This window comes from Bacillus sp. 204(2023) (genome assembly GCF_037027505.1).
GTDB classification, from domain to species: Bacteria; Bacillota; Bacilli; order Bacillales; family Bacillaceae; genus Bacillus; species Bacillus subtilis.
Window position 1 is genome coordinate 147,409 of record NZ_JAXCHE010000008.1, and the last position, 23,787, is coordinate 171,195.

Genomic DNA, 23,787 nt, shown 5'->3' on the forward strand with positions numbered 1-23,787 from the left:
CAATAAATTCTAAAAAGAGGTGTCTCTAAAAATTGAATTCTCTAATGAATGATGACATGGTAAAGATCATTAGAAATGGCCTTAGCGCATCGCAGCATCCAAAGCACATTCTTGTTATAGGAGCTGGATTGTCCGGGCTTGTATCAGCATCTTTGTTGAAAAATGCCGGTCACAGAGTAACGATTCTCGAAGCGAGCGGCAGAGCGGGCGGCCGTGTCTGCACTTTGAGATCTCCCTTTAGTGATGATTTGTATTTCAACGCTGGCCCGATGCGCATACCGAATAACCATTCGTTAACCTTAGAATATATCAAAAAATTCAAATTGCCAACAAATGTATTTATCAACAGAACCCCGATGGACATCATTTATGCAAATGGAATCAAAACACGTCTCCAAGTTTTTGAACGAGCTCCTGGAATATTGAGATACCCAGTTGCACCAAATGAACAAGGGAAAACGTCTGAAGAGCTGATGCTTTCTTTACTGCAGCCTATTCTAAATTTTATCAATCAAAATCCAGCGAGAAATTGGCGGATTGTCGAAGAACAATACAAAAATCATTCGTTAAGCTCTTTTTTAAACACGTATTTTTCATATGGCGCGATCGATATGATTGGTGTACTTTTGGATATGGAAGCGTATATGGGGATGTCCCTTGTTGAAGTATTGCGGGAATCTATCTTTTTTTCATCGCCCGCTCACTTCTATGAGATAACTGGCGGCATGGATCTGCTGCCTCACGCGTTTCTTCCTCAATTAAAAACAAACATTCTATACCATCAAAAAATGATGAAAATGTCTCAGGGGGAAAATAGTGTTACGATCCATTGTCAGCATCAACAAACGGCAGAATTTGCATCGTTCACAGCAGATCTCGCTATTGTAACCATTCCTTTTTCAACATTGCGATTTGTAAAAGTCGAACCATACCATTCATTCTCTTACTATAAACGGAGGGCCATCCGTGAGCTAAACTATATCAGTGCAACAAAAATCGGCATAGAGTTTAAAAGCCGATTTTGGGAAAAAGCCGGGCAGCGCGGCGGCAAATCTATTACTGATCTACCGATTCGTTTTTCGTATTATCCAAGCAGAAATATTGGAGCAAATGGACATGCCGTCATTCTGGCAAGTTATACTTGGGCTGATGAGGCACTGATATGGGACAGTCTTTCAGAAGGAGAGCGAATCCAGTATACTTTACTGAATTTATCTGAAATCTATGGTGATATTGTGTGGTCTGAATTTGTGTCTGGCACTTCTTTTAGCTGGAGCCAGTACCCGTATTCTGCGGGAGGTTTTACAGCTTTCGAACCAGGACAAGAATTAGAGCTGTATCGCTATATTCCTGTCCCTGAGGGCAGAGTTCATTTCGCCGGAGAACACGCCTCACTCACTCATGCGTGGATGCAAGGCGCGATTGAATCTGGAATACGTGTTGCTTATGAGGTCAATCGCTTACCTTAGATCATGCTCACATCTTGTTAAAACTGGTTGATATAAAAAGAAGTGAAGAATTTATACTCCTTTGTTTAAAAGATTAATTCAAATATGGGATGTCTCAACATTCGGTTCTTTATTATTTTTATACACGTTTTGAATGCGGACCTCCCATTTCTTCCATAATCATTAATAAATACCCAACCATAGAAAACGTTTTAATTAACCATCGGGCGAACTTTCTTTCACTGTATAACGATTCTTAATGTTGCTTTTTATCCTTTACTTGTCCTCTCTTTTTTTCATTGACTTACATTTCTTGAAAACCAGTATAAATCCTAAAGGAATTTTGTAACAAATACAGAATTGGAAAGAGAAGCGCCAAAAAATGCTAACTCCTCATCTCAAAGACAAAACTGCGCTTATATTAAAAGAAAGAGGTGTCTTTAGAATGGTTCATTTTAAAAACTGCCCTGATCCTTCTCTAAACGCCAATTCTCAGTCTCACCCCGAATTTTCATCCGAATTAGAACATATTAAGACAAGAATGCAAAACTTTATTAAGCACTCGGTTACAGACCAAAATATCGAAGTTACTGACGCAAGGGTGACGGCCGAAGGAGAGGTAACCTCTCTTTTAAAAGAACGTCTCGACAAGGAATACTATAGGCTTTTATCTAAAATCACCCGGGAAGTAAATGTGGCTGACTTCGGCGCTGTTCCAGATGGAAGAGACAATACTGAAGCTTTTCGAAAAGCAATCGGGAATGGCCGAGTCAAAGTACATGTTCCAGCGGGAGAATACCTCGTTCAAGGGATTAAACTTCCATCTTGGACAACAATTGTTGGACAAGGTAAAGGAATCACAGTGATTAAATTGCATGAAGACACTCCAGCGCATGAATGGGTGATTACAAATGATGATTATCAAAATGGAAATCGTAATATTTTTGTCCAAGGAATGTCATTAGACTGGAATCCAAGTAGACAATGCGGTGTGAGGAATCCAGGGGGACAGTTCTCCAGTTGTTTAACTTTTGCTAAGGTTGAATATGGGTGGATCAAAGATGTGGAAGCGATTAACGCAGGTCTTCATGGTATTGATATTACATCGCCAACGTATGACCATTTGCCTGATACCGATTGGACAAAAGACGGATCAAGATATATTTGGATCGATAACTGTGTGACATATGGTTCAGGAGACGACGGCATTACCACCCATTATAGCGAATACATCTTTATTTCAAACTGCCACTCAGGAAATCCGCGGGGAACAGAATTTGCTGAAGGTGTTTCAAACTCCAACGGAATAGAAATTGACGACGGCTCTAGGCATGTGTGGCTTTTGAATAACTTTACAAGCGGCAACATCCGCGGAGTTGAAGTAAAAGCCCATGAACTGTGGCCGGCCTCTCAAAACGTCCATATCATAGGCCATATTTCTTATCGCGATGTTCGTGCATTTGATCTTCGTCATATTGGTCACCATCAAATTACAGATCCTGAAAGCACAACAGCATACGATGTCACACTCATTGATTGTTCAGCAGTTGAACCAGTTTTCAACTCGCTTTACGATGCTGTGACCCCAAGAGCGCTGGTTATTTCGGCATATAAAAACGTTAATGTAAGCGGATTCACAGCGATTGGTGATCCAGACTATGATTATAAAGAAAACCCTGTCGTAGCCTTGCAATATCGCAGCCAAAATATAACCATTAATGGTATTAAAATTCGCGGGTTTAAAAAAGCCGGTGTTGATATTAATTTATCAGGCGGATCAAATAAAACTGATTATATTAAAATTTCAAATTTTGATATTTATAAATCTGCTCCAAAAGGAATTTCAATCGGTGGAGGCCTCTACAATGTCAATATTCTAAATGGAACGATGATTACTGACAATGGGACAGTTGGAATTCAGTCACCCAATAATCAGGCCACAATTCTCGGTGTACAATCAGAAGGTTATAGTGTGGCAGCCTCAATCAAAGGTCAAACATACCAACAAGTTCCAATCAATTTGAAAGGAGGCATACAGCTTGCAACGACCTCTGGCTTTGCCGTTAACCAAACAAGCGCAGTTATAGCAGGTACCGGCGACATTACGGCCCGCGGAGAAAGAAATGCGGTCATTAGCTCTTCTGGAGGCTCCAGTACTGAAGGCTCTCGCGCATTAATCGCTTCTTCAAATAACGCACATATTAGAGGAAACCAAGCGTCAAGAACAATACTGTCTTCTGAAAATATTACACTTGAGGAACCATACACCGTGGCAGGAGGTCATCAATCAATAAAGTGGCTTCTTGACTCTGTTCGGGGAAACGGGACGTTTTACGGTGCAATCAGTTCTTCTTTAGGTGGATATGGAGAGTATTTTGAGACTTCAACTGGACAGTTAATCCATACTGGTACAATCGTGACTTTAAGAGGTGAAAAAATTGTGCCCGCGAATGTTGGAGATTATATGCTTGGCGTTATTTCAGAAACTTCAGCTTTCATTTCAGGAGCCTCCAGTTTCGTCTGGCAGGGGCGTTATTTGACAAATGAGTTCGGCGGATTTATTTATGAAACGGTGACTGATGAGGAAAGCGGTGAACTCATACGTGTTCCCAAACAAAATCCAGACTACGATACAGCGCTGGAGGCAAATTATCATTCACGGGCAGCAAGAGACGAATGGCACGTAGTAGGGTTGGTAGGCCAACATTATGTTCGTATTGACGAAACTGTCAATCAAGGAGATTATCTTACGGCACATAATGGAATAGGAACAAAAGCCGCTGAAGGAAGCTGGAAAGTAATGAAAATAACCTCTGCTTACACATCAGAAAAAGGGTATGGTATCGCTCTAACCGTCATCAAATAGTGGATACGCCGACCAGTTCAATATATGTTTATCCAAATAATTAGATCTCTTTTCTAGGTTCGTTATTCCTTGTATGTTATTATCAATTTTCAATATCTACCAAAATACCCCTAATATACTATCGTAATTAACTTATATTATAATCAAAAAAATTTTGACAGCTGTTCCTTCTCGTTATTCATGAAAGTTGCTATTGAAATGAGTAAATGGATATCATATTAGACTTCTATAGCAAATACACCATATATATCCTTTAAGTATTTACAAATTGAAAATGTTTCATGAGGCTTATTAAAAGTATTGTTCATTTATCATCTGTAAGTCGATACAAACTGCATTAAGATCACACCTAAATCTCACTGAGTTTTTCTTACAAATAAAATGAAAACCCTTTCCATTATAAATTCATTTCACCGTTACTAAAAGTAATCCTTGCATTCCTTCGCCCTCCATGCTATATTCATATAGCGATGAGCTGAATTGTGTAAGCCGATGTACATGCCTTACGGCACACACGAATGTGGCGTGTGGTGCATCGCCTCAATACGCAAAGACGTTTGCCTTAGGCAAACGTCTTTTTTTGCGTTAGCCGATTTTTGTGCCGTTTGGGACAGGCTGATCCGGCTGCAAAAGGACGACGTCGGCCTGGCCGGGTATGCCGCCGAGGACCAAGACTTCCGATTTAAATCCGGCGATCCGGCGGGGCGGAAAGTTCACGACTGCTATGACTTGCTTGTTGATGAGATCTTCTGGCTTGTAACGCTTCGTGATTTGTGCGCTCGATTGTTTTATGCCGATTTCAGTCCCAAAATCTATCACAAGCTTGATTGCCGGTACTCTTGCTTCAGGAAATTCTTCCGCTTTTACAATTGTTCCCGTTCTGATATCCAATTTCTCAAAGTCTTCAATGACTGCCATATCAATAACTCCTTTTTCTCCTATTGTAAAGGAGATATTCAAGATTTGTTTAACCAAATAGCCATTATTTTTTATCTGAATATAAGGTGTTTCGATACAGGCGGGGCGGCATTCCTGTGCTTTTCGTGAACCATCTTGTAAAAGAAGAAAGGTTTTGAAAGCCCAGCGCCTCGCTCACGACGGTAAGAGTTTCATTTCTCTCCATCAGCATTCTTTTTGCTTCCTCAAGGCGAAGTTCGGCAATATAGTTCTGCGGGGACTTCCCTGTCTGTTTTTTGAACCAGCTTGAATAGTAAGCTGGGTGATAATGCTCGATTTCTGCCAGCTTCTTAATCGTCAGCCGCTCAAATAAATGGCTGTGAATGTATGCAATTGAGGCATAGCTATGGGATTGAAGCTTTTCTTTTATGTATTGTACTAGCATATGAAGCGAGTTGGCTGTTCCGGCCTTTGCTTCCTCTGTCAGCAAGTACCTGATCGAAGACCAGAAAGGATCGAGTGCAGCTTCAATTCCCGATCCTGCACGATACTCATCAATTTTCATTGCATGAAGCGGAACATCCAGTACAAGACATTCATTTCTTCCGATAGAACGGAAACGATGCTCACACTCCGGCGGAATATATAAAAAATGATCTGGCTTTAATTTCACCTGGTGCTCTTCAGTCTCAAGATCAATACTCCCTTCAAGCGGAAAAAGAAATTGGCTGTATGCGTGCTTATGTGAATGATAAAGGCGTGTGTATGTCCGTTTTTCGCAAATCATCTCTTGAAGCGAATCCATCAGCAACCCCCTTCCTTTGGTCATCTTTTAATCCGGTAATGGTGTTCCGATATAGGCGTAAATCCGATTTTTTCATATAAAGAAACTGCCGCCAGATTTTCTTTCATCACTTGTAAAAACATGCGTTCCGCTCCGTTGTTTTTTGCCCATTCAGTCAACACCCTGATCACTTGGGTTCCTGCCCCTTTTCCCCTGTGCTCCTCAGCTACAACGATATTACTAAGTCCGCCATAACCATCAATGACAGAAACCGTGCCAAGCGCTGTCAGGCTTTCTTTGTCATACATCTTGAAAAAAGTTTTACACGGCGGCATGCGTTCGAAAATGTGTTTGTAACCTTTGTGACGCTCGGGTGAAAACCCTTCTAATTGAATAAATTCACCTATCCAAACAGATGATGGCTCTTGTTCCCACTTGTATGTAAATCGGCTGTTGTCATTTGTTCGGCTCATAATTGACCGGCACAACGCTGTCATCTGAAAGCACTCGTCTACCTTTTCATAACGGCTGTCTGCCAAAGCGTCATCAAGCCCTTTCGGTGATGCGTTGCTAATATGAAAACAAACAGGTAAACCTAAACTTTGATAAAAAAGTTCGGCCTCTAGCTGAAAATCCCCTTCTGGCATATCCGCAGACGTCCATACGCTATTTACCCTTTTGGTTACGCCAAAATTCGCTCTGAGAAGCCATTGCCCTATGCTTTTTTGAAAATAAGCCGGCCATGAAGCTGCCGCTAACCGTTCAATCTTGTGAATGTCATCCATTGCATAATGCCTCCCCCCTATGTATACTCCCTTGATATTATACAATATTCAGAAATATAAGACATCCATTTATTTGTTTACATAATATTTTTATTGTTTATTAATAATCCTGACAAAAATGTCCGAATTGAAAATGACAGGCTTTCTAAAATGTCCTCCTCACGTTCAAATGCTTCTTTTGCGATTAAAGCAGTAAAGCCATGCAGCAGGCTTCTAAGCCCCCTTGTCGCATGAATGGCAGTCTTTTCACTTGCATAGCCGTTTTCAATGAGCAGCTTCGTCACAAGACAGACAATTTGGTCAGAGACGATTTCCGTCCGTTTGTCCTGAACCTTAAGCAGAGCCGCTTCATAATATCCGGGATTTTCAATTGCAAAATCAACATATGCATGAGCTAAAGAAAGCATAGCGGAATCTCCCTTTCGTTCGGTTACGGAGTCCGCCATTTGATCAAAAAGCTTTGTCAGTCCTCTGACAGCAAGTTCTGCTCTGATCGCTTGCAGCCCGTTGATATGATTATACAATGACGGGGGGCGCACATTCATTTTTTTAGAAAGTGCGGCAAGTGAGACACCATTTACCCCTTCCTGATCGGCAATCTCCGCTGCAGCGTCTACAATCATTTTTTGGGTCAAACCTATTCTCGGTGACATGCTCATCATCCTTTCTTTGCTTTTTGGATCGCCTGTCTCATCCGCTCTGAAGGTGATCGCAGGAATTTTCCATGTCCGACAGCGAGACAGGTAGGCGCCTTATCGGCGAGCAATTGTGCGCTTTTGATGGCCTCCTCCTTATTCCATGTAGCGAAGGCGGGAAAAGGAAACGCCCATTTTATCTGACCTGATACAGCGATTCCTCCGCGTAACTGGAGCGCATCTCCTGCTATTAAAGTGCCGTTTCTTGTATCAAGAAATGACATGCTGCCCGGTGTATGGCCCGGTGTTGGAATGGCAAGCAGGGAACCAATTGTTTCACCGCCCGTCAGCAGTTGGTGAGGCTTTGTTTGTATGTGTTTCGGAATACCTCCTTTTATAGGCGTCTGCGGCTCATCTTGCCGCAAGGATGTGTCACCTTGGAGCAAGAATGAATCCCGTTCCGAGATCATGACCTTTGCATGCGGAAATGTTTGTGCCAATGTATCCAGTGATCCGACATGGTCCCCATGTGCATGAGTCAGTAAAATATGCTGAAGCGGTTTTCCAAGCTGATTCACAGCTTGAATAATCCCTTTATAGCTGCCTGGCAGTGCGGCATCAATAAGGGTGACTTCGTTTTCTTCCTCTACTAAATAGCAATTAACCGGAAACAATGCTGGAAAAAAAGTCAGCTGCCAAACCGTTTGGTACTGAGTCATTCTCATCTTTTTATTCCTCCTAACAAAAACTAATGGTGTTAGTTTTATTATTAACTAACACCATTAGTTTTTCAAGAGTTTATTATTTTTTTATCGCTACATAAATGTTAACTTGTGCTTGCTGTGGCACTGCGGCACTTTGATCATACATCTCAAAGTCACCTGTAAACGTGCGCAGATGCCGCTTATCCCAAGTCCAAATTTCCTTCCACGTTTCAAGCACAATCTCTTCAATAGGGCCGATTCTGGAAGTGAAAACGGCGTAAGCGGAAGCCGGCAAATCAATGTTTTCATATGGTCCCGGAAGAATGTCGTCGTATTCCTGAAACGTTCCGACTGAAAACGTATAAAACCCATTCGTCTCTTGTTCATAATTCGAATATAAGGCAATAATGCTCTTGTCTTTTTCAGCCTGTGATAAAAGAGCGCTCATATCCTGCTTCCAGAATTGGTCCCACAGTGCCGGAATCCTCCTTTCTTCCGTCATTTCCAGTGCGTTGCTTGTCCGTTGTGACAGTCCGGCAAATCGTTTCCGGTCTAAGTGTGTTATATGTGAAAAGCCCATACGATCTCCTCCTTTTTTTAAGATTATAGACAAAGAAACCTGACAGCAGTGTGTCAGGTTTCATATATTTTTTGCATGTGATGAATGGTTTCTTTTACTTTCTCCCGTATATAAAGAGGCTGCAGAACCTCAATATCCTTTCCGAACTGCAGTAAAAAACCGATCAGCCATTGATCTTCTGGAAGTGAAATCACTGCCCGGCAGATTTCATCTTCATCACAGTGAAGGACATCATATCCGAACCATTCACCTATGCGCTGACGTGCTGCCGGCTGAACAAGAATAACCAATTCAGTTAAACGGTCCTTTTGGTACCAACTCTTATCCCATGGCAAAGTGTCCAGCTGAATGTCTTTTCTGATAAAGGTCTGATGTAAGATGGCCAGATCTTTCATCCGGTTCAGTTTAAAAAAACGAAAATCATTTCTTACCAGGCAGTAGGCATATAAATACCAGTGCCCCGCCTTGCAAACCAATGTATAAGGTTCAGTTTCACGAAGAAGTGTTTCCCCGCTTGCGCTTGTATATGTAAATGATATCGTTGACAATCGATCGATGGCGGCGCTTATTTTCTCGCGAAGCGCCTTTTGATCCTCGGTATGGCCCCAAGCCGTCATGTCAATAAACCATTTTTCTGTTTGGTGCTTAAATGCTTGAGCAGATTGCTCAGGTATAAGGTGTTTGATTTTTTGATAGGCTGTGCTGTGAGAAACGGGTTCATACATAGATGAAACGCTCTGCAAAGCGGAAGCAATTGCAAACAATTCCTCTTCCTTCAGCCACTCTCTTTCAAGCCGATACGTTTCCATGATGCCAATTCCGCCCCCGGAACCCTGTGAGGTCACAATCGGAATACCAGCCCTATTGATCGTCTCAATATCACGGTAAATTGTTCTGACAGATACTTCAAACAGCTCAGCAAGCTCTGCAGCCTGCACTTGTTTTTTGCTGATCAATAACACAACCATCGCTAACAAACGTTCCAGTTTCATTCTGCGCACCTTTTCTTCTTGTATTTTCCAACAAAACAATCATAACATTTTGATAAAGCTTGGGCATATCTATTATGCGGCGGAATACACCTTGCATATGCTATGAAAACAGGGGTTTCCCCTTCTTTTTTGTGTTCAGTATTTATTTCAGCTACTATTTCTGACCGGATAAGCATACACTTCTCAACGGAGGGGATTTCACATCATGCATCTTACACTTCAGAGCGTTTATCCTGCCATGATCATCATCTTTTTTCTGTATAAAAAAATTAAAAGGTCCATCGGATACCAGCCGCTGAAGCCCCGCTGGCTGTTCACCCGTATCATTCTTTTCTCGCTGTTTGCTTTTGGCCTTTCAATCTTCAGCGCCATTCACCCTTTTTTATATGGATATCTCATTTTGGGCATTCTTGGCGGATGGCTCCTTGTCTTTTTCGCTAAGAAAAACATCTCCTTTGAAAAACGCAGAGGAAAGATCTATTTTCGGACTCATATTTGGGTAGAGGTGATTCTCTTAACTTTATTTCTATCAAGATTTCTGTATCGAGTGACGGAGCTTTATCTTACCTCACCTGATCTAAACAGCCTTGGATCATACAGTCAGTCAATCGGAACGGACCCTCTGACAATTGGCGTCTGTTTTCTGATAGCCGTTTATTATATCGGTTTTTCTTCTTTTGTCATCAAGCTCAGCAGAAACGAACTCGAACAGCACGAATACAATAAAGAAAAAGACATCCTTGCCCGCTAACAGCGAGTTAAGCAAGGATGTCTTTTTCAATCATGCTGTGTATGATGGATCATTTGCTGAAGAACATCTAAAACATGTTCATCCTCCGGAGAGTAATAAATCGATGTTCCTTCTCTGCGCGATTTGACAAGCCGGAGATTTTTTAAAAATCTAAGTTGGTGGGACACGGTGGATTGCAGTAAATTCAGCTTTTCTGCAATTCCGTTTACTGCATGCTCACCTTGGGACAATAAATGGAGAATTCTGATTCGGGTAGGATCAGAAAGCGCTTTGAATGTTTGCGCGACTAGAAACAGCGTCTCCTCGTCCAGATCAGCAGCCGATTGTTCTGTTTCTCTAAATTCAGTCATATGTATCACCTTTCTTTATTCATAGTTTTATCTTATAACAAATGCGCTTGAGTGCAAACCAGCCTGCTTGTATTCCATTTCAATCTCATAGTTTAAATTTATGTTTCAAATCAGGTTTTTACTTGGTCTGATATACCGTCTTATGTCATAATAAAAAAGGTCATACTGCTCCAAACATTGAGGGTGAAACACAGTGAAGAAAAAGAGAAAAGGCTGTTTCGCTGCTGCGGGTTTTATGATGATTTTTGTCTTTGTCATCGCCTCTTTTTTATTGGTCCTGCTTTTTTTCAACCGGGATTTAATCAAAAAACTTCCGATCGATACGAAAACGATTGTTTTAGAACGTTTAACCGATTACAAACCCTTGGTGGAAGAAGAGCTTGAAAGCCAAGGACTCTCTCATTATACATCACTCATATTAGGCATGATGTATCAGGAGTCAAAAGGAAAAGGCAATGATCCCATGCAGTCCTCTGAATCTCTGGGGTTAAAACGCAATGAGATAACAAACCCTCAACTCAGTGTTAAACAAGGCATCAAGCAATTTACCCTCATGTACAAGACCGGTAAGGAAAAAGGCGTGGATTTGGATACCATTATTCAAAGCTACAACATGGGGGCAGGTTACATTGATTTTGTAGCTGAACATGGAGGAACGCATACTGAGGAATTGGCAAAACAATACTCCGAGCAGCAAGTCAAAAAAAATCCTGATCTGTATACTTGCGGGGGAAATGCGAAAAATTTCCGCTATCCGTATTGCTACGGTGATTATACGTATGCAGAAAAAGTAAAAGAAAAAACAAAAACTGTTGAAGAATCTTTGCAGGTTGCAACACTTGAAACCACGGAATCCAAGGCTCATGAATAAGAGTCTATCAATTTACTGACAAAAGCCCAAAAATGAATTTGGGCTTTTGTCATGTTTACACGTAAAAAAAGCCATACTGAGTATGGCTTTTAATAATACGGTGAAATCATCAAATATACAATAACACCTGTAAGGCTTACATACAGCCATAGAGGCATTGTCCATCTCGCAATTTTTTTGTGGCGCTCTACCTGCATGCTGAAGCCTCTGATCAGCGTAAACAGCGCAAGCGGCACAATAATTGCAGAAAGGCAGATATGTGTAATTAAAATAAAGAAATAAATCGGGCGCATAATACCTTCTCCGCCATAGAGCGTGTTTTCCGCAATCGAGTGGTACGTCACATAGCAAATCAAAAATAGTAATGTTGTTGTGAATGCGGCCAAAATAAAGCGTTTGTGAGCTTTGATATTTTTCTGTTTAATCATAATCAGCGCGGCCAATAAGAAGATAAACGTAAAGCTGTTGAATATCGCATTCAGCATTGGCAAAATGTGAATATTCGCATGGCTGAACTGATCTAATTTAGGCATAAAAAACAGCACTGCGATTAAACCGTTAATCAGAACTGTCAGCGTAAGGACAATCCCCGTGTAATTTTTCGGTTTATTTTCTGTTTGGTTCATTTGGTGACCTCTCCTAATTTGTACTGGCTATCCAAATCGTATGCAAATTCAAAGAAGATGTCAACGGTTTCGATTGCTTCGTCAGAAATTAGACACACTTCTAAGGCCGGAGGCTATTAGCCCCGGCCTGTTAGGTTTACGCCTCTTTTATCAAATGTTCAATGACCTTATGTTCATTTTCATTCAGCAGGTTCTTTTGAATTTTCGAATGAATGGGTTTATTCATATGCTGATCCAAGATATCGGCCGTGTCTTTATCCCCGGCAATAACCATTCGTTCCCATCTTTTCGCGGCAGCTTTTTGATCAAGGCTGGCAGCCAGCCGCTTATACAGTCTCGATTGGTTCTCTGTTACATGTTCCCTCATCCGGTTCTCTTCAAATGGTGGCGCTTTGTCTACAGCGGAATGGCTATTCTTCCAAGACTCATTGATCATATCATACTCATAACGCTCCACCGCCTCAATTTTTCCTAAAACGGTTTCAATAATTTTCACTTCATGCTGCTGAGTTAAAATAAACGCCGTACTTGGGTATGCCTTGCGCAATTCCTTCAGCTGATCCAGGACAGCTGTTTCTTCCCAGTAAAATCTTGTATCTACAGGGACTTGAAGCTTAATAGGTTCCCATATGCCGCTGTCGGAAACAAAAAACACGAGACTGCGGGGCATGTCTTTTCCCATTGCATTCAAGTATTGATTCATTTTAGCCCTGATTCCATCCAGACACTTTTCCTCCTCTGGATCACTAGCTGCCAAATACTCTTTTAATCGGCTGAATCCTGACTTTAGGGCAATCTTCCATTCTCCCCCCTGCTGCTCTGGATCTCTCATGTCTGTATTGAGATACAGAGAGAGAATTTTATCCGGCGGTTCCAATTGGACATACTGTAATTTGTTAATCAATGAATCAATCGCCATTCCGATTCCTCCTTTTTCACAGGTTAGTTTTCTTTTTCCTCTCTTAAAAACGATCAAACCTGACTTTCCGCTAATTTCTAGTAATAATGGAATTGTTGTTTACAATACGCCTCTCTTCTAATACAATTGGTAACTGTGTTTCTAAGCTGTTTTTTGAAAGGAGTTTGATCTTGTTTACTATTAAAGAAAAAAATCGTCAAGAGCTTGAAGAAGAACTAAATGATTTAGAATTTCAAATTTATCGCATGCAGGAGAATATGAAGGATTTATCTAAAGATGCCAAAGTGCTTGGTATTGATCAATCGAAACATGATGAGTGGATGATTGTTTCCTCGATTGATGATGGCCAAACATGCAAAATTATGCTAACTGATTGTAAAACGGCATACCGAGGAAAAGGCTGTTTTTCACTTGTAGCGTCTTACAAGGACGATGCCATTCATATAGGGGATATAAAAGGCCCTCCGAATCACGGGTTTGGCTCCATTTGCATGAAATATTTAAAAGATATTGCAAGAGACCATAATATACCGAAAGTCACCGGAGACATCGCCAAACGGGATTGGAATCATGTAGACCGGCTGATTCACTTTTATGAAAAACATCACTTCAAAGTTTGTATCGATCATGATACCCAATCCGGCAGCATTAAGTGGGTTGATTTGTAAAAAAAGTCTGGAAGAAAGAGCCAAGATATGCTGTAATGGTATAAAACCATTGATGGAGGGTTCTATGTACGCCTCAAAACTGAAAAAGGGAGACGAAATCCGGATCGTGTCTCCCGCGACCAGCATGTCTATATTATCAAATGAAGCAAAAATCCAAGCAAAAACGGCGTTAGAACGTTTAGGTTATCGGGTAACCATCGCTGAACACGCAAATGAATGTAATGAATTTGATTCATCCTCTATCGAGTCAAGAGTCAATGATCTGCACGCTGCCTTTTTTGATCCAGGCGTCAAAGCGATTTTAACGACACTCGGAGGGTTTAATTCAAATCAGCTGCTGCGCTATCTTGATTACGAGAAAATCAAACGACATCCTAAAATCCTGTGCGGCTATTCCGATATAACCGCTCTTTGCAACGCTATTTATCAAAAAACGGGTCTTGTTACGTATTCAGGTCCCCACTTCTCAACATTTGCAATGAAAAAAGGGCTTGATTATACACAAGAGTATTTTCTTTCTTGCTGCGCTTCAGACGACCCGTTTGAAATTCACCCTTCAAGTGAGTGGAGCGATGACCGCTGGTTTTTGGATCAAGAAAACAGGCGTTTTTATTCTAATAACGGCCCTGTTGTAATCCAAGAAGGTTATGCGGAAGGCACTTTAATTGGCGGAAACTTATGCACGCTTAATTTGCTGCAGGGTACGGAGTATTTTCCTGAAACAGAACATACTATTTTATTGATTGAAGATGATTATATGTCAGACATCCACATGTTTGACCGCGATCTGCAATCACTCATCCACCTCCCCGCTTTTTCACATGTAAAGGCGATTTTGATCGGCAGATTTCAGAAAGCATCAAACGTATCAATGGATCTTGTAAAAGCCATGATCGAAACAAAAAAAGAATTATCCGGCATCCCGATCATCGCAAATATAAATGCCGGACATACCTCGCCAATTGCCACGTTCCCTATAGGAGGAACATGCAGGATTGAAGCTATTTCGGGCACATCACGAATATGGATTGATAAACATTAATCAGCTTGTAAATTTTTTTACAAGCTTTTTTAGCGTAATCGGTTATGCAAGCCGCACGCGACATGACAAATGTCATATAGGAGGCATGATGTGTGCTACTACAAAGATATCTTCCTCTTTCGTATACTTAAGCGAGACACACAATGAGAGGATACTTACTATGACTGAACAAACCATTGCACATAAACAAAAACAGCTGACAAAGCAAGTCGCTGCATTTGCTCAGCCTGAAACAAAAAACAGCCTGATTCAGCTTTTAAACACGTTTATACCATTCTTCGGCCTATGGTTTCTTGCTTATCTCAGCCTCGATGTCTCCTATCTTCTTACGTTAGCATTAACGGTGATTGCCGCAGGTTTTCTGACAAGAATTTTTATCATCTTCCATGACTGCTGCCATCAATCTTTTTTCAAACAAAAACGCTATAACCACATTCTCGGTTTTCTGACAGGTGTCCTGACTTTATTCCCGTATCTTCAATGGCAGCACAGCCATTCGATTCATCATGCGACTAGCAGCAATCTGGATAAACGCGGAACAGGAGACATCTGGATGTTAACAGTAAACGAATATAAAGCTGCATCCAGACGAACAAAGCTTGCATACAGACTTTATAGAAACCCGTTTATCATGTTTATTCTCGGACCGATTTATGTTTTTCTGATCACGAACCGTTTTAACAAAAAAGGCGCAAGACGCAAGGAACGTGTAAACACATACCTTACGAATCTGGCAATTGTCGCGTTGGCTGCTGCTTGCTGTCTGATCTTTGGCTGGCAATCGTTTTTATTGGTGCAAGGCCCGATATTTCTGATTTCAGGTTCAATCGGTGTTTGGCTGTTTTATGTGCAGCATACCTTTGAAGATTCTTATTTTGAAGCGGATGAAAACTGGAGCTACGTTCAGGCTGCTGTTGAAGGCAGTTCATTTTATAAACTCCCGAAACTGCTTCAATGGCTAACAGGCAATATCGGTTACCACCACGTTCATCATTTGAGTCCAAAGGTGCCTAACTATAAGCTTGAAGTTGCTCATGAACATCACGAACCTTTAAAAAACGTACCGACAATCACCTTAAAAACAAGCCTGCAATCACTCGCGTTCCGTCTTTGGGATGAAGATAACAAACAGTTTGTGTCATTTCGGGCTATAAAACATATACCTGTAAACCTTCCGCCTGATTCACCAGAAAAACAGAAGCTGCGGAAGAATGCCTGATGATAAAGGAGGTCTTCTAATATACTAGAAGGCTTCCTTTTTATTGTTGGAGGGTGCATTCTGGCTTTCACAATGATAAAGTTACAAGTAAGATGAAAAGCTGAAAATGAGGTAAGATCATGATTAAAAAGCATTTAACATTTCAAAAACTAAACGGGATTACGCCGTATATATGGACGATATTTTTCATCCTCCCCTTCTACTTTATATGGAAATCATCATCTACATTTGTTATTATTGTCGGCATCATTTTGACGCTTTTATTTTTTTCGGTATATCGATTTGCTTTTGTCTCAAAAGGCTGGACCATTTATTTGTGGGGATTTTTATTAATTGGCATTTCAACCGCTTCCATTACCCTGTTCAGTTATATTTATTTTGCTTTTTTTATCGCGTATTTTATTGGAAACATTAAGGAACGCGTCCCTTTTCATATTTTATATTATGTCCATTTAATTAGCGCAGCCGTCGCAGCCAATTTCAGTCTCGTATTAAAAAAGGAATTCTTTCTGACACAAATTCCTTTTGTCGTCATTACCCTCATCAGCGCAATTTTATTGCCCTTTAGTATAAGAAGCCGCAAGGAGCGCGAACGGCTTGAAGAAAAGCTCGAGGATGCAAATGAACGGATTGCAGAACTGGTAAAATTAGAAGAACGTCAGCGAATTGCCCGCGATCTCCATGATACGCTTGGGCAAAAGCTTTCTCTTATCGGTTTAAAAAGCGACTTAGCAAGAAAATTGATATACAAAGATCCCGAACAAGCAGCTCGTGAACTGAAAAGTGTTCAGCAAACAGCGCGAACTTCTTTAAATGAAGTAAGAAAAATCGTTTCCTCTATGAAGGGCATACGGCTCAAGGATGAATTGATCAACATCAAACAAATTCTCGAAGCAGCTGACATTATGTTTATCTATGAAGAAGAGAAATGGCCCGAAAATATCTCATTGCTGAATGAAAACATTTTGAGCATGTGCTTAAAGGAAGCTGTCACAAATGTCGTCAAACACAGCCAGGCTAAAACTTGCCGAGTTGACATTCAGCAGCTCTGGAAGGAAGTTGTGATAACAGTGTCTGACGATGGAACATTCAAAGGAGAAGAAAATTCCTTTTCAAAAGGACATGGCTTACTCGGGATGAGAGAACGGCTTGAGTTTGCAAACGGAAGCCTTCACATCGATACCGAAAACGGAACCAAGCTTACCATGGCAATTCCTAATAATTCAAAATAAACATAAAGGATGGCTTATATGATTAGTATATTTATTGCAGAAGATCAGCAAATGCTGCTGGGCGCTTTAGGATCACTTCTAAACCTCGAAGACGATATGGAAGTCGTAGGCAAAGGTACAACCGGCCAAGATGCTGTTGATTTTGTCAAAAAACGCCAGCCTGATGTATGTATTATGGACATTGAAATGCCCGGAAAAACAGGGCTTGAAGCTGCTGAGGAGCTAAAAGATACAGGCTGCAAAATTATCATCTTAACCACTTTCGCCAGACCCGGTTACTTTCAGAGAGCTATTAAAGCTGGCGTTAAAGGCTATTTGTTAAAAGACAGTCCGAGTGAAGAGCTGGCCAACGCCATCCGTAGCGTCATGAACGGAAAGCGCATCTATGCACCTGAGCTGATGGAGGACTTATACAGCGAAGCTAACCCTCTAACTGATAGAGAAAAAGAAGTGCTCGAACTTGTGGCTGACGGTAAAAACACAAAAGAAATCGCTCAGGAACTCAGCATCAAAAGCGGGACGGTGCGGAATTATATCTCAATGATTCTAGAAAAGCTTGAAGTGAAAAATCGAATTGAAGCCATTACCCGGTCAAAGGAAAAAGGCTGGTTTAAATAAAAAAGGATCTTGGCATCTGCCAGGATCCTTTTTTTAACCTGAAATTCCCGTTTGAGAACCTCGCCGCAACCAGAAGAATTAAACTGATCCATATCTCGCTCCTATGCCCGCTGAACGATTGCTTGGTTAACAGCCCAATAAAAGACAGGATTGAATGCTATCCCTATTAAAATGGTCGGCCATTGCACATCAGCAGAATTTCAGATATTGATTATATTGTATTTTCAGTATGACAAAGTTGTGCCACTTCGCTCCCGAAGCTGCCATGCCCAACTGCAAGAGCCTAATAACACAATAAAGAACCGTCTGAAATCAATCCGAATCCGTCAATGGCATCTGCTACATCCAACTGCTTATTATCTGCCAAAAAAGATACAACACCAGCTCGTTTCGCTGATCAAAGATAGTAACAACCAGCTATAAATGTCATGATGCCGAATGTCTCTGTAATGTGGAATCAATCTTTTAACCCGAGAGCCCCTGAATCGCACATAAAGAGAAAAACGGGACCACTTTCTTTTATCAGCATATGATATAAACAGCTCTAAGCAGAACAAAAAAAGACACAAGCCAAAAGCTTATGTCTTTTATCACAATCTATATTATTAGTTTAAGACTTTAACACTTACAGTTTTGACGCCCCAATTAGAAGCATCACTTTTACTTGGTACAAATACGTCGATTTTATTTCCTTTAATAGCGCCGCCAGTGTCTGCTGCTGTTGCTTCCCCGTAGCCTTCAACATAGACTTTAGAACCTAGCGGAATTACATTAGGATCAACCGCAATAACTTTCGCGTTCGGGTTCTTATTTAAGTCAATGCCTGTAGCTGTAACGCCGGAAATGCCGCCGTCGTTAGCAGTGTAAGCAGTAGCAGTAACTGTTAGTTCTTTTGAAGCTTCTTGATTATTTGTATTTGATTGAACAGCCTTCTCCTCTGTGTTAACAGAAGTTTCTGCCTCAGCCTTTGTTTCTTGTTTAGGTTGCTGTTGTACAGCTTCTTGTTTAGGTTGCTCTTTTTGCACAGCCTCTTGTTTTGGCGCAGCTTGAGGTGCGTTTGTTTGCGCATTCTCAGTAGCTGTGTTTGCTGCTGTTGCCTGACCTTTTACTGAAAGAGTTGATCCAGCATAGATCATGTCAGAGCTTAAGTTATTCCAAACTTTCAGGTTGTTGACTGTCGTGCCGAATTTTTGAGCAATCTTAGAAAGCGTATCTCCCGCTTTAATTGTATATTGCCCAGTCGTGGTTGTTTCTTCTGAAGAAATGGTCAGTTTTTCTCCTGCAATGATTTTATCAGAAGTTAACTTGTTCCATTCTTTTAAGTCCTTTAGGTTCACTCCATTTTTCTGAGAGATTCCCCAGAGCGTATCACCCTTTTGCACCGTAATTTCTTTTGCAGAAGCGTGAGCTCCGAATGCAGTTGTTGAAAGTGCAGCAACTGCCACAAAGGACATAATCGTCTTCTTCATAAGTAAATCCTCCCTTGTTAGCTTTTTATTGGCGGCTAACAGGTGATATCGTAACACACGTAAATGTCAAATCAATAACAAAAAGATATGATTTAGATTACAGTTCCTTTACATGAAGGATTTCTCTCTGATGGAAAGACTTGCTGAACCCTTGATATAATAGGCTTCGCAGGTCTTTTTATTTTGAGGCGAAACAGAGAAAATAAAATGTGTTTTTTATAGAAAAAAAGATTGTTTTTCTGTTTTTTTAGTCTGTCATCCTTGCATAAGCTTGTATTTCTTGTAAAAAAAGCCGGCCGTATTTTGCTCTTTTTTGTTCTCCGACTCCTTTTATAGACAAAAGTTCATCATCATTTACGGGCTGTTTTCCTGACATTTCTTTTAACGTTTGGTCAGAGAAAACAACAAATGGCGGAACACCCTGCTCAGCCGCAATTTCTTTCCGAACCATGCGCAATCGTTCAAATAGCTCGTCATTTTCAGTAATCGCTGCCGCTTTTAACGCTTCTTTTCTCGCTACTGATAATTCTCCTTTCAGCACATTCCTTCCTTTACTGCTGACAAAAAGAGTCGGAAACGTTCCGTCTGACATCCTGATGAAGTCGTCAGAAATAAGAAATTCGATAAAATCGCTGATTTCGCCAACGGATTGGTGTTTTAATATCCCGTATGTTGAAAGGTCTGAAAAGCCGTTTTCAAGAACTTTTTTATTTTTGGAGCCGGCAAGTACCTGGGCAACCATCGTCTTGCCAAACCGTTCTTTCATGCGAATGATACAAGATAAGACCATTTGCGCCTCCCGCGTCACGTCATGGGCCGCTCTTGTATCGGTACAGTTTCCGCACTGACCGCACGCATCAGGCTCCTTTTCTCCGAAATACATAAGGATAAAACGCTGCAGACAATCTTCGGTATGACAGTAGTCGACCATTTGTCTCAGCTTTTTTAAATCCTGCTTTTGTTTCTCTTCATGTTCTGATTGCTCAATTAAGAAGCGCTGCACCATAATATCCTGCGGTGAAAACAGGAGAACACATTCACTGGCAAGGCCGTCCCGTCCAGCTCGTCCTGCCTCTTGATAATAGCTTTCCATATCTTTCGGAATTTGTGCATGCAGAACAAATCTAATATTTGATTTATCAATACCCATTCCAAAAGCAGAGGTTGCCACCATCACTTGAAGCTCATCATTAAGAAACCTTTCCTGCTGCTCTTTTCTCTCATCATCAGCCAAACCTCCATGATACCGGCCTGCCCTGACCTGATTTCGTTTCAATCTCTCATATATCCGATCAGCTTCTTTTCTGGTCGCTGTATAGACAATTCCTGCTTCGTGCCTGTTGTTTTGCACATATTCGTCTATAAACCGATCTTTATTTTCTCCTTTTACTACTTTAAAGGTTAAATTCTCTCGGGAAAATCCGGTATATACCGTGTTCTCTTTTTGAATATGCAGCTGTTTGCAAATATCATCATGAACCTCGGGTGTGGCTGTTGCTGTTAACGCCATGATGACAGGCTTGTCGTGTAATTCACGGAACAAGATTTCAATATTCCTGTAGCTTGGCCTGAAATCATGGCCCCATTGAGAAATACAGTGCGCCTCGTCTATTGCGACCAAAGGAACATCTATGCCCTGCAAAATCCGGATAAACTCTGTGGACGTTAGTCGCTCTGGTGTAATGTAAAAAAGCTTATAAGCCCCTTCTTTGAGTCCGTTCAGCCTCTCATATATTTCCTGATTGGATTGTGTGCTGTTAATGTAGGCGGCGTTAATCCCCGCTTCTTCTAACGCATCAACTTGATCCTTCATCAAGGAAATCAACGGTGATATGACGATCGTCGTCCCTTCAAACATTAATGCCGGAATTTGATAGCAAATCGATTTGCCGCCTCCCGTCGGCATAATGCAGGCCGTATTTTGCCTCGCTTCCGTCACCAAGCGGATCGCTTCATTTTGGCCGCTCCGAAACTTCTCATAACCAAAATAATGAGCCAGAAGGGATTGGGCTCTATGTAACATAACGTGTAAACCTCGCTTTTCCTTGAATTTCTCCCATCATATCATAAAAAAGCGGCCTTCATTTATTTCACACAAAAATGGAATATTCACTATACCAACCTTTTTAGATAAAATAAAAAGCCATTTCCGAAAAGGAAATGGCTTTCGCTACGTCTTGCCGTATGCAAGTAAGAAAGTTTTAAACCACCACTCCTCAAAGTGGGTGTTTGCAGAAACGTTCCTGTCGTCCTCTGCAATGGAGGCATGACATTCCGGCTTCGATATAAAACTCCCTATTACAGCTTAAAGGTTAAAACTTAATTAACAATACGCACAAAGTAGCTTCTTTAATATAGTACACCATCAGGCGGTTTTAATCAAGAGGCCAAAACAATTGTTTAGAAAAACTTTTTCCAGTGAATAAAACTGCTTTTTCTCCAAAATACCTGACAATTCGACAAACAAAAAATATATTACAATAAAAAAAACAGCCTTTTTCGCTAAAAGCGAATGATTATTTTCTTCTATATTAATGTGTATATACAAAAAGACTCCTATTTGAAACGATAGGAGTCTTGGCTTTATTAGAATTTTGCAGCAAGATCTTTTGCTTCTTGTAAACCTTTTTCAACGATTTCTTGCGCTTGATCAGGTGCTGCGTTATGTCCTTCGATGACAACTGTGTGCAAGTCTTGAACACCCCAGAAACCAAGAACTGTTTTCATGAAGTTTAATGACATTTCAAGTGCAGCCATTGGTCCTTCTGAGTAGACACCGCCGCGAGCGTTAAGAAGCGCAACTTTTTTGCCGCCCATTAAACCGACTGGTCCTTCTTGTGTGTATTTGAATGTAACGCCTGCGCGAGACAGATAATCAACATAAGTATGAAGCACTGCTGGCACTGTGAAGTTCCAAAGCGGGAATGCGAAAACAACTTTGTCAGTTTTTACAAACTGGTTCAGATATTTGTCAGCAATTGCTGCTTGTTTTTTCTCATCTTCTGTCATTTCCATTCCTTGACCTGCTTTAAATGTTCCGTTAATCATATCCCTGCCAAGGTAAGGAAGGTTTTCCTTATGAAGATCTAATTCAACCACTTCATCATTAGGGTTGTTTTCTTTATAAGCAGCTAAGAAAGCTTCGTAAAGTTTAGTTGAAACGCCTTCTTCAGCTGTACGGTCGCTTGATTTTACAAATAAAACTGTAGACATTTGTATTCCTCCCGGTAAACTTTTTATATTTACTTACAAATAGTATGTTACTTTCTTTTTTACGCAAAGTCAATCACTTTATTTTGAATATGAGATTTTTTTCAAAAAAAAAGCAAGTACATCTAATATCGGTGTACTTGCTTGCCATTTTTACTTCGAATCTTGTTCACGATCCAAGATTTCATATGTCTGCGAGCTTTTTTGATCAATTGTTTCTTTGTTGGATAAGTCTTTTACCTGTTCATGAAACTCTCGTTCATAAGAAGGAGCATCTGTCTCCAGATCATCCTCCACATCAGCTTGGGCCTCAACTGTCATTCTTGCATAAGGAACAGCTTCAAGTCTTTCGTAAGGAATCTCTTGGCCGGTTTTTTCACACACGCCGTAAGTTCCGTCTTTCATCTTTTGTAATGCACGGTTGACCTCCTCTAACAGCTCCCGGTCAATCTCTCTCACTGTTTGGTCTGTCATCCGGTCTGTGACGAGCGTCCCGTGGTCTGCCATATGGTTGTCAACCCCGTTGGAAAGCTCCCCTACTTCTTCCGTCATTGATTCTGTTTCCTTTTTCTCGCCAGACAATTCTTTTTGCATATCGAGCAATTTATGATAGAGATGCTGTGTTTGTTCTTTTGTCAGTGCCATGTATATCCTCTCCTTTCTATCCTGTTTCCCGTTTTGCCTTCTGTCAAACATGGGAACATCGATGGAAAGATGAGCTACTGCCTTTTTGAACGGATCGTGACCGCTGGCGTCGATGGTGCTTCGGGTTTTCGTTGGCACTTTTTGTTCTTCTCTTCTGGCGGTATATAATAGGTTGCGCCTATATTTAATCTGCCGCTCAATTCATCAATGGTCAGCTCGCCGAATTCAAGATGATAGTCAATTTTTTCGACATTCAGCGTTTCAATATGTATATAGGTTTCTTCAGACTCCTGTTTGCTGCTTTGTTTTTGTTTCTCAATCACTGAGAGTCTTTCTTCACATTCACGCAGTTTGTCAAGTTCTGGTTTCAAGCAATGCCTGATCAGCGACCGGAACATTTTTTTCATGACATCACGATCCTTTGCATACTCCTCTTTCGTCTACATATATAATGAGGTATATCCCATAGAAAGGAG

The 23,787-nt window shown here is 41.0% G+C and carries 24 protein-coding genes and 1 other RNA gene; 9 read left to right on the plus strand and 16 right to left on the minus strand.

The features are described 5' to 3' along the window. Nucleotides 1–32: 32 nt before the first annotated feature. Both WA279_RS16515 and WA279_RS16520 read left to right on the plus strand, forming a co-directional pair. Entirely contained in the window at nt 33–1,469 is a 1,437-nt protein-coding gene (locus WA279_RS16515; RefSeq protein ID WP_336156036.1) for a flavin monoamine oxidase family protein, read from the plus strand. A gap of 424 nt (nt 1,470–1,893) precedes the next feature. After that, entirely contained in the window at nt 1,894–4,314 is a 2,421-nt protein-coding gene (locus WA279_RS16520) for a peptidase G2 autoproteolytic cleavage domain-containing protein (RefSeq protein ID WP_336156037.1), read from the plus strand. Between the two features lie 585 nt (nt 4,315–4,899). On the opposite strand, the gene csaA is transcribed toward WA279_RS16520, so the two are convergent. The 7 genes from csaA to WA279_RS16555 all read right to left on the minus strand — a co-directional run bounded on the left by csaA (nt 4,900) and on the right by WA279_RS16555 (nt 9,691). Then, complete coding sequence (gene csaA, locus WA279_RS16525; RefSeq protein WP_032725963.1) at nt 4,900–5,232, minus strand: chaperone CsaA; 333 nt, start codon at nt 5,230–5,232, stop codon at nt 4,900–4,902. A gap of 64 nt (nt 5,233–5,296) precedes the next feature. Then, the gene (locus WA279_RS16530) at nt 5,297–6,022 is read right to left on the minus strand and encodes an AraC family transcriptional regulator (protein ID WP_336156058.1); all 726 of its coding nucleotides are present in this window, start codon (nt 6,020–6,022) and stop codon (nt 5,297–5,299) included. 14 nt (nt 6,023–6,036) lie between these two features. Then, the gene (locus tag WA279_RS16535; RefSeq protein WP_336156038.1) at nt 6,037–6,780 is read right to left on the minus strand and encodes a GNAT family N-acetyltransferase; all 744 of its coding nucleotides are present in this window, start codon (nt 6,778–6,780) and stop codon (nt 6,037–6,039) included. A gap of 77 nt (nt 6,781–6,857) precedes the next feature. Next, on the minus strand, nt 6,858–7,433 hold the full coding sequence (locus tag WA279_RS16540; RefSeq protein WP_017697555.1) for a TetR/AcrR family transcriptional regulator: 576 nt from the start codon (nt 7,431–7,433) through the stop codon (nt 6,858–6,860). 5 nt (nt 7,434–7,438) lie between these two features. Next, on the minus strand, nt 7,439–8,140 hold the full coding sequence (locus WA279_RS16545; protein ID WP_064671117.1) for an MBL fold metallo-hydrolase: 702 nt from the start codon (nt 8,138–8,140) through the stop codon (nt 7,439–7,441). Nucleotides 8,141–8,216: 76 nt separating this feature from the next. Further along, entirely contained in the window at nt 8,217–8,699 is a 483-nt protein-coding gene (locus WA279_RS16550) for a GyrI-like domain-containing protein (protein ID WP_336156039.1), read from the minus strand. A 53-nt stretch (nt 8,700–8,752) separates the two neighbouring features. Then, entirely contained in the window at nt 8,753–9,691 is a 939-nt protein-coding gene (locus WA279_RS16555; protein ID WP_336156040.1) for a helix-turn-helix transcriptional regulator, read from the minus strand. 205 nt (nt 9,692–9,896) lie between these two features. Between WA279_RS16555 and csk22 the strand changes: the two genes are divergently transcribed. After that, nucleotides 9,897–10,442, plus strand: a complete 546-nt coding sequence (gene csk22, locus WA279_RS16560; protein WP_014480010.1) for a mother cell-specific sporulation protein Csk22 — start codon at nt 9,897–9,899, stop codon at nt 10,440–10,442. A gap of 26 nt (nt 10,443–10,468) precedes the next feature. Here the strand turns inward: csk22 and czrA are convergent, their stop codons facing one another. Beyond that, nucleotides 10,469–10,792: a Zn(II)-responsive metalloregulatory transcriptional repressor CzrA gene (gene czrA, locus WA279_RS16565; protein ID WP_003231284.1), complete on the minus strand. Its 324-nt coding sequence runs from the start codon at nt 10,790–10,792 to the stop codon at nt 10,469–10,471. 193 nt (nt 10,793–10,985) lie between these two features. Between czrA and WA279_RS16570 the strand changes: the two genes are divergently transcribed. After that, complete coding sequence (locus WA279_RS16570) at nt 10,986–11,663, plus strand: lysozyme family protein (RefSeq protein WP_336156041.1); 678 nt, start codon at nt 10,986–10,988, stop codon at nt 11,661–11,663. 89 nt (nt 11,664–11,752) lie between these two features. Here the strand turns inward: WA279_RS16570 and WA279_RS16575 are convergent, their stop codons facing one another. After that, complete coding sequence (locus tag WA279_RS16575) at nt 11,753–12,289, minus strand: DUF420 domain-containing protein (RefSeq protein ID WP_003231280.1); 537 nt, start codon at nt 12,287–12,289, stop codon at nt 11,753–11,755. Between the two features lie 136 nt (nt 12,290–12,425). After that, nucleotides 12,426–13,208, minus strand: a complete 783-nt coding sequence (locus WA279_RS16580; RefSeq protein ID WP_336156043.1) for a VLRF1 family aeRF1-type release factor — start codon at nt 13,206–13,208, stop codon at nt 12,426–12,428. Between the two features lie 170 nt (nt 13,209–13,378). Between WA279_RS16580 and WA279_RS16585 the strand changes: the two genes are divergently transcribed. The 5 genes from WA279_RS16585 (at nt 13,379) to desR (ending at nt 17,987) form a co-directional block, all read left to right on the plus strand. Then, entirely contained in the window at nt 13,379–13,876 is a 498-nt protein-coding gene (locus WA279_RS16585; RefSeq protein WP_015714090.1) for a GNAT family N-acetyltransferase, read from the plus strand. Between the two features lie 64 nt (nt 13,877–13,940). Further along, the gene (locus WA279_RS16590) at nt 13,941–14,918 is read left to right on the plus strand and encodes a S66 family peptidase (protein WP_336156044.1); all 978 of its coding nucleotides are present in this window, start codon (nt 13,941–13,943) and stop codon (nt 14,916–14,918) included. Nucleotides 14,919–15,078: 160 nt separating this feature from the next. Beyond that, entirely contained in the window at nt 15,079–16,137 is a 1,059-nt protein-coding gene (desE, locus tag WA279_RS16595) for a fatty acid desaturase DesE (RefSeq protein WP_003231272.1), read from the plus strand. Between the two features lie 119 nt (nt 16,138–16,256). Continuing rightward, nucleotides 16,257–17,369 (plus strand): two-component sensor histidine kinase DesK, encoded by a 1,113-nt coding sequence (desK, locus tag WA279_RS16600; RefSeq protein WP_029318043.1) that lies wholly within the window; start codon nt 16,257–16,259, stop codon nt 17,367–17,369. An 18-nt stretch (nt 17,370–17,387) separates the two neighbouring features. Beyond that, on the plus strand, nt 17,388–17,987 hold the full coding sequence (gene desR, locus WA279_RS16605) for a two-component system response regulator DesR (protein ID WP_004399356.1): 600 nt from the start codon (nt 17,388–17,390) through the stop codon (nt 17,985–17,987). Between the two features lie 605 nt (nt 17,988–18,592). Here the strand turns inward: desR and WA279_RS16610 are convergent. The 6 genes from WA279_RS16610 to WA279_RS16635 form a co-directional block, all read right to left on the minus strand. Beyond that, a complete protein-coding gene (locus WA279_RS16610) occupies nt 18,593–19,456 on the minus strand; it encodes a LysM peptidoglycan-binding and 3D domain-containing protein (protein ID WP_003231267.1) in 864 nt (287 codons plus the stop codon). A gap of 247 nt (nt 19,457–19,703) precedes the next feature. Continuing rightward, nucleotides 19,704–21,479 (minus strand): DNA helicase RecQ, encoded by a 1,776-nt coding sequence (gene recQ / locus WA279_RS16615; RefSeq protein ID WP_336156046.1) that lies wholly within the window; start codon nt 21,477–21,479, stop codon nt 19,704–19,706. Nucleotides 21,480–21,619: 140 nt separating this feature from the next. Further along, nucleotides 21,620–21,806: non-coding RNA, 6S RNA (gene ssrS / locus WA279_RS16620), on the minus strand. Between the two features lie 236 nt (nt 21,807–22,042). After that, on the minus strand, nt 22,043–22,669 hold the full coding sequence (gene azoJ / locus WA279_RS16625; protein ID WP_336156048.1) for an FMN-dependent NADH-azoreductase AzoJ: 627 nt from the start codon (nt 22,667–22,669) through the stop codon (nt 22,043–22,045). Nucleotides 22,670–22,819: 150 nt separating this feature from the next. Beyond that, a complete protein-coding gene (locus WA279_RS16630; RefSeq protein WP_014477068.1) occupies nt 22,820–23,311 on the minus strand; it encodes a TraR/DksA family transcriptional regulator in 492 nt (163 codons plus the stop codon). Nucleotides 23,312–23,385: 74 nt separating this feature from the next. Next, entirely contained in the window at nt 23,386–23,718 is a 333-nt protein-coding gene (locus tag WA279_RS16635) for a hypothetical protein (RefSeq protein WP_123373202.1), read from the minus strand. Nucleotides 23,719–23,787: the final 69 nt, after the last annotated feature.

Bases quoted from the DNA above. Each gene is read 5' to 3' on its own strand.
- desE (WP_003231272.1), top strand. From the start codon at position 15,079: ATGACTGAACAAACCATTGCACATAAACAAAAACAGCTGACAAAGCAA.
- WA279_RS16630 (WP_014477068.1), bottom strand. From the start codon at position 23,311: ATGGCACTGACAAAAGAACAAACACAGCATCTCTATCATAAATTGCTC.
- WA279_RS16580 (WP_336156043.1), bottom strand. From the start codon at position 13,208: ATGGCGATTGATTCATTGATTAACAAATTACAGTATGTCCAATTGGAA.
- WA279_RS16545 (WP_064671117.1), bottom strand. From the start codon at position 8,140: ATGAGAATGACTCAGTACCAAACGGTTTGGCAGCTGACTTTTTTTCCA.
- desK (WP_029318043.1), top strand. From the start codon at position 16,257: ATGATTAAAAAGCATTTAACATTTCAAAAACTAAACGGGATTACGCCG.
- WA279_RS16610 (WP_003231267.1), bottom strand. From the start codon at position 19,456: ATGAAGAAGACGATTATGTCCTTTGTGGCAGTTGCTGCACTTTCAACA.
- desR (WP_004399356.1), top strand. From the start codon at position 17,388: ATGATTAGTATATTTATTGCAGAAGATCAGCAAATGCTGCTGGGCGCT.
- czrA (WP_003231284.1), bottom strand. From the start codon at position 10,792: ATGACTGAATTTAGAGAAACAGAACAATCGGCTGCTGATCTGGACGAG.
- WA279_RS16590 (WP_336156044.1), top strand. From the start codon at position 13,941: ATGTACGCCTCAAAACTGAAAAAGGGAGACGAAATCCGGATCGTGTCT.
- csaA (WP_032725963.1), bottom strand. From the start codon at position 5,232: ATGGCAGTCATTGAAGACTTTGAGAAATTGGATATCAGAACGGGAACA.
- WA279_RS16575 (WP_003231280.1), bottom strand. From the start codon at position 12,289: ATGAACCAAACAGAAAATAAACCGAAAAATTACACGGGGATTGTCCTT.
- WA279_RS16535 (WP_336156038.1), bottom strand. From the start codon at position 6,780: ATGGATGACATTCACAAGATTGAACGGTTAGCGGCAGCTTCATGGCCG.
- WA279_RS16520 (WP_336156037.1), top strand. From the start codon at position 1,894: ATGGTTCATTTTAAAAACTGCCCTGATCCTTCTCTAAACGCCAATTCT.
- WA279_RS16540 (WP_017697555.1), bottom strand. From the start codon at position 7,433: ATGTCACCGAGAATAGGTTTGACCCAAAAAATGATTGTAGACGCTGCA.
- azoJ (WP_336156048.1), bottom strand. From the start codon at position 22,669: ATGTCTACAGTTTTATTTGTAAAATCAAGCGACCGTACAGCTGAAGAA.
- WA279_RS16555 (WP_336156040.1), bottom strand. From the start codon at position 9,691: ATGAAACTGGAACGTTTGTTAGCGATGGTTGTGTTATTGATCAGCAAA.
- csk22 (WP_014480010.1), top strand. From the start codon at position 9,897: ATGCATCTTACACTTCAGAGCGTTTATCCTGCCATGATCATCATCTTT.
- recQ (WP_336156046.1), bottom strand. From the start codon at position 21,479: ATGTTACATAGAGCCCAATCCCTTCTGGCTCATTATTTTGGTTATGAG.
- WA279_RS16550 (WP_336156039.1), bottom strand. From the start codon at position 8,699: ATGGGCTTTTCACATATAACACACTTAGACCGGAAACGATTTGCCGGA.
- WA279_RS16635 (WP_123373202.1), bottom strand. From the start codon at position 23,718: ATGAAAAAAATGTTCCGGTCGCTGATCAGGCATTGCTTGAAACCAGAA.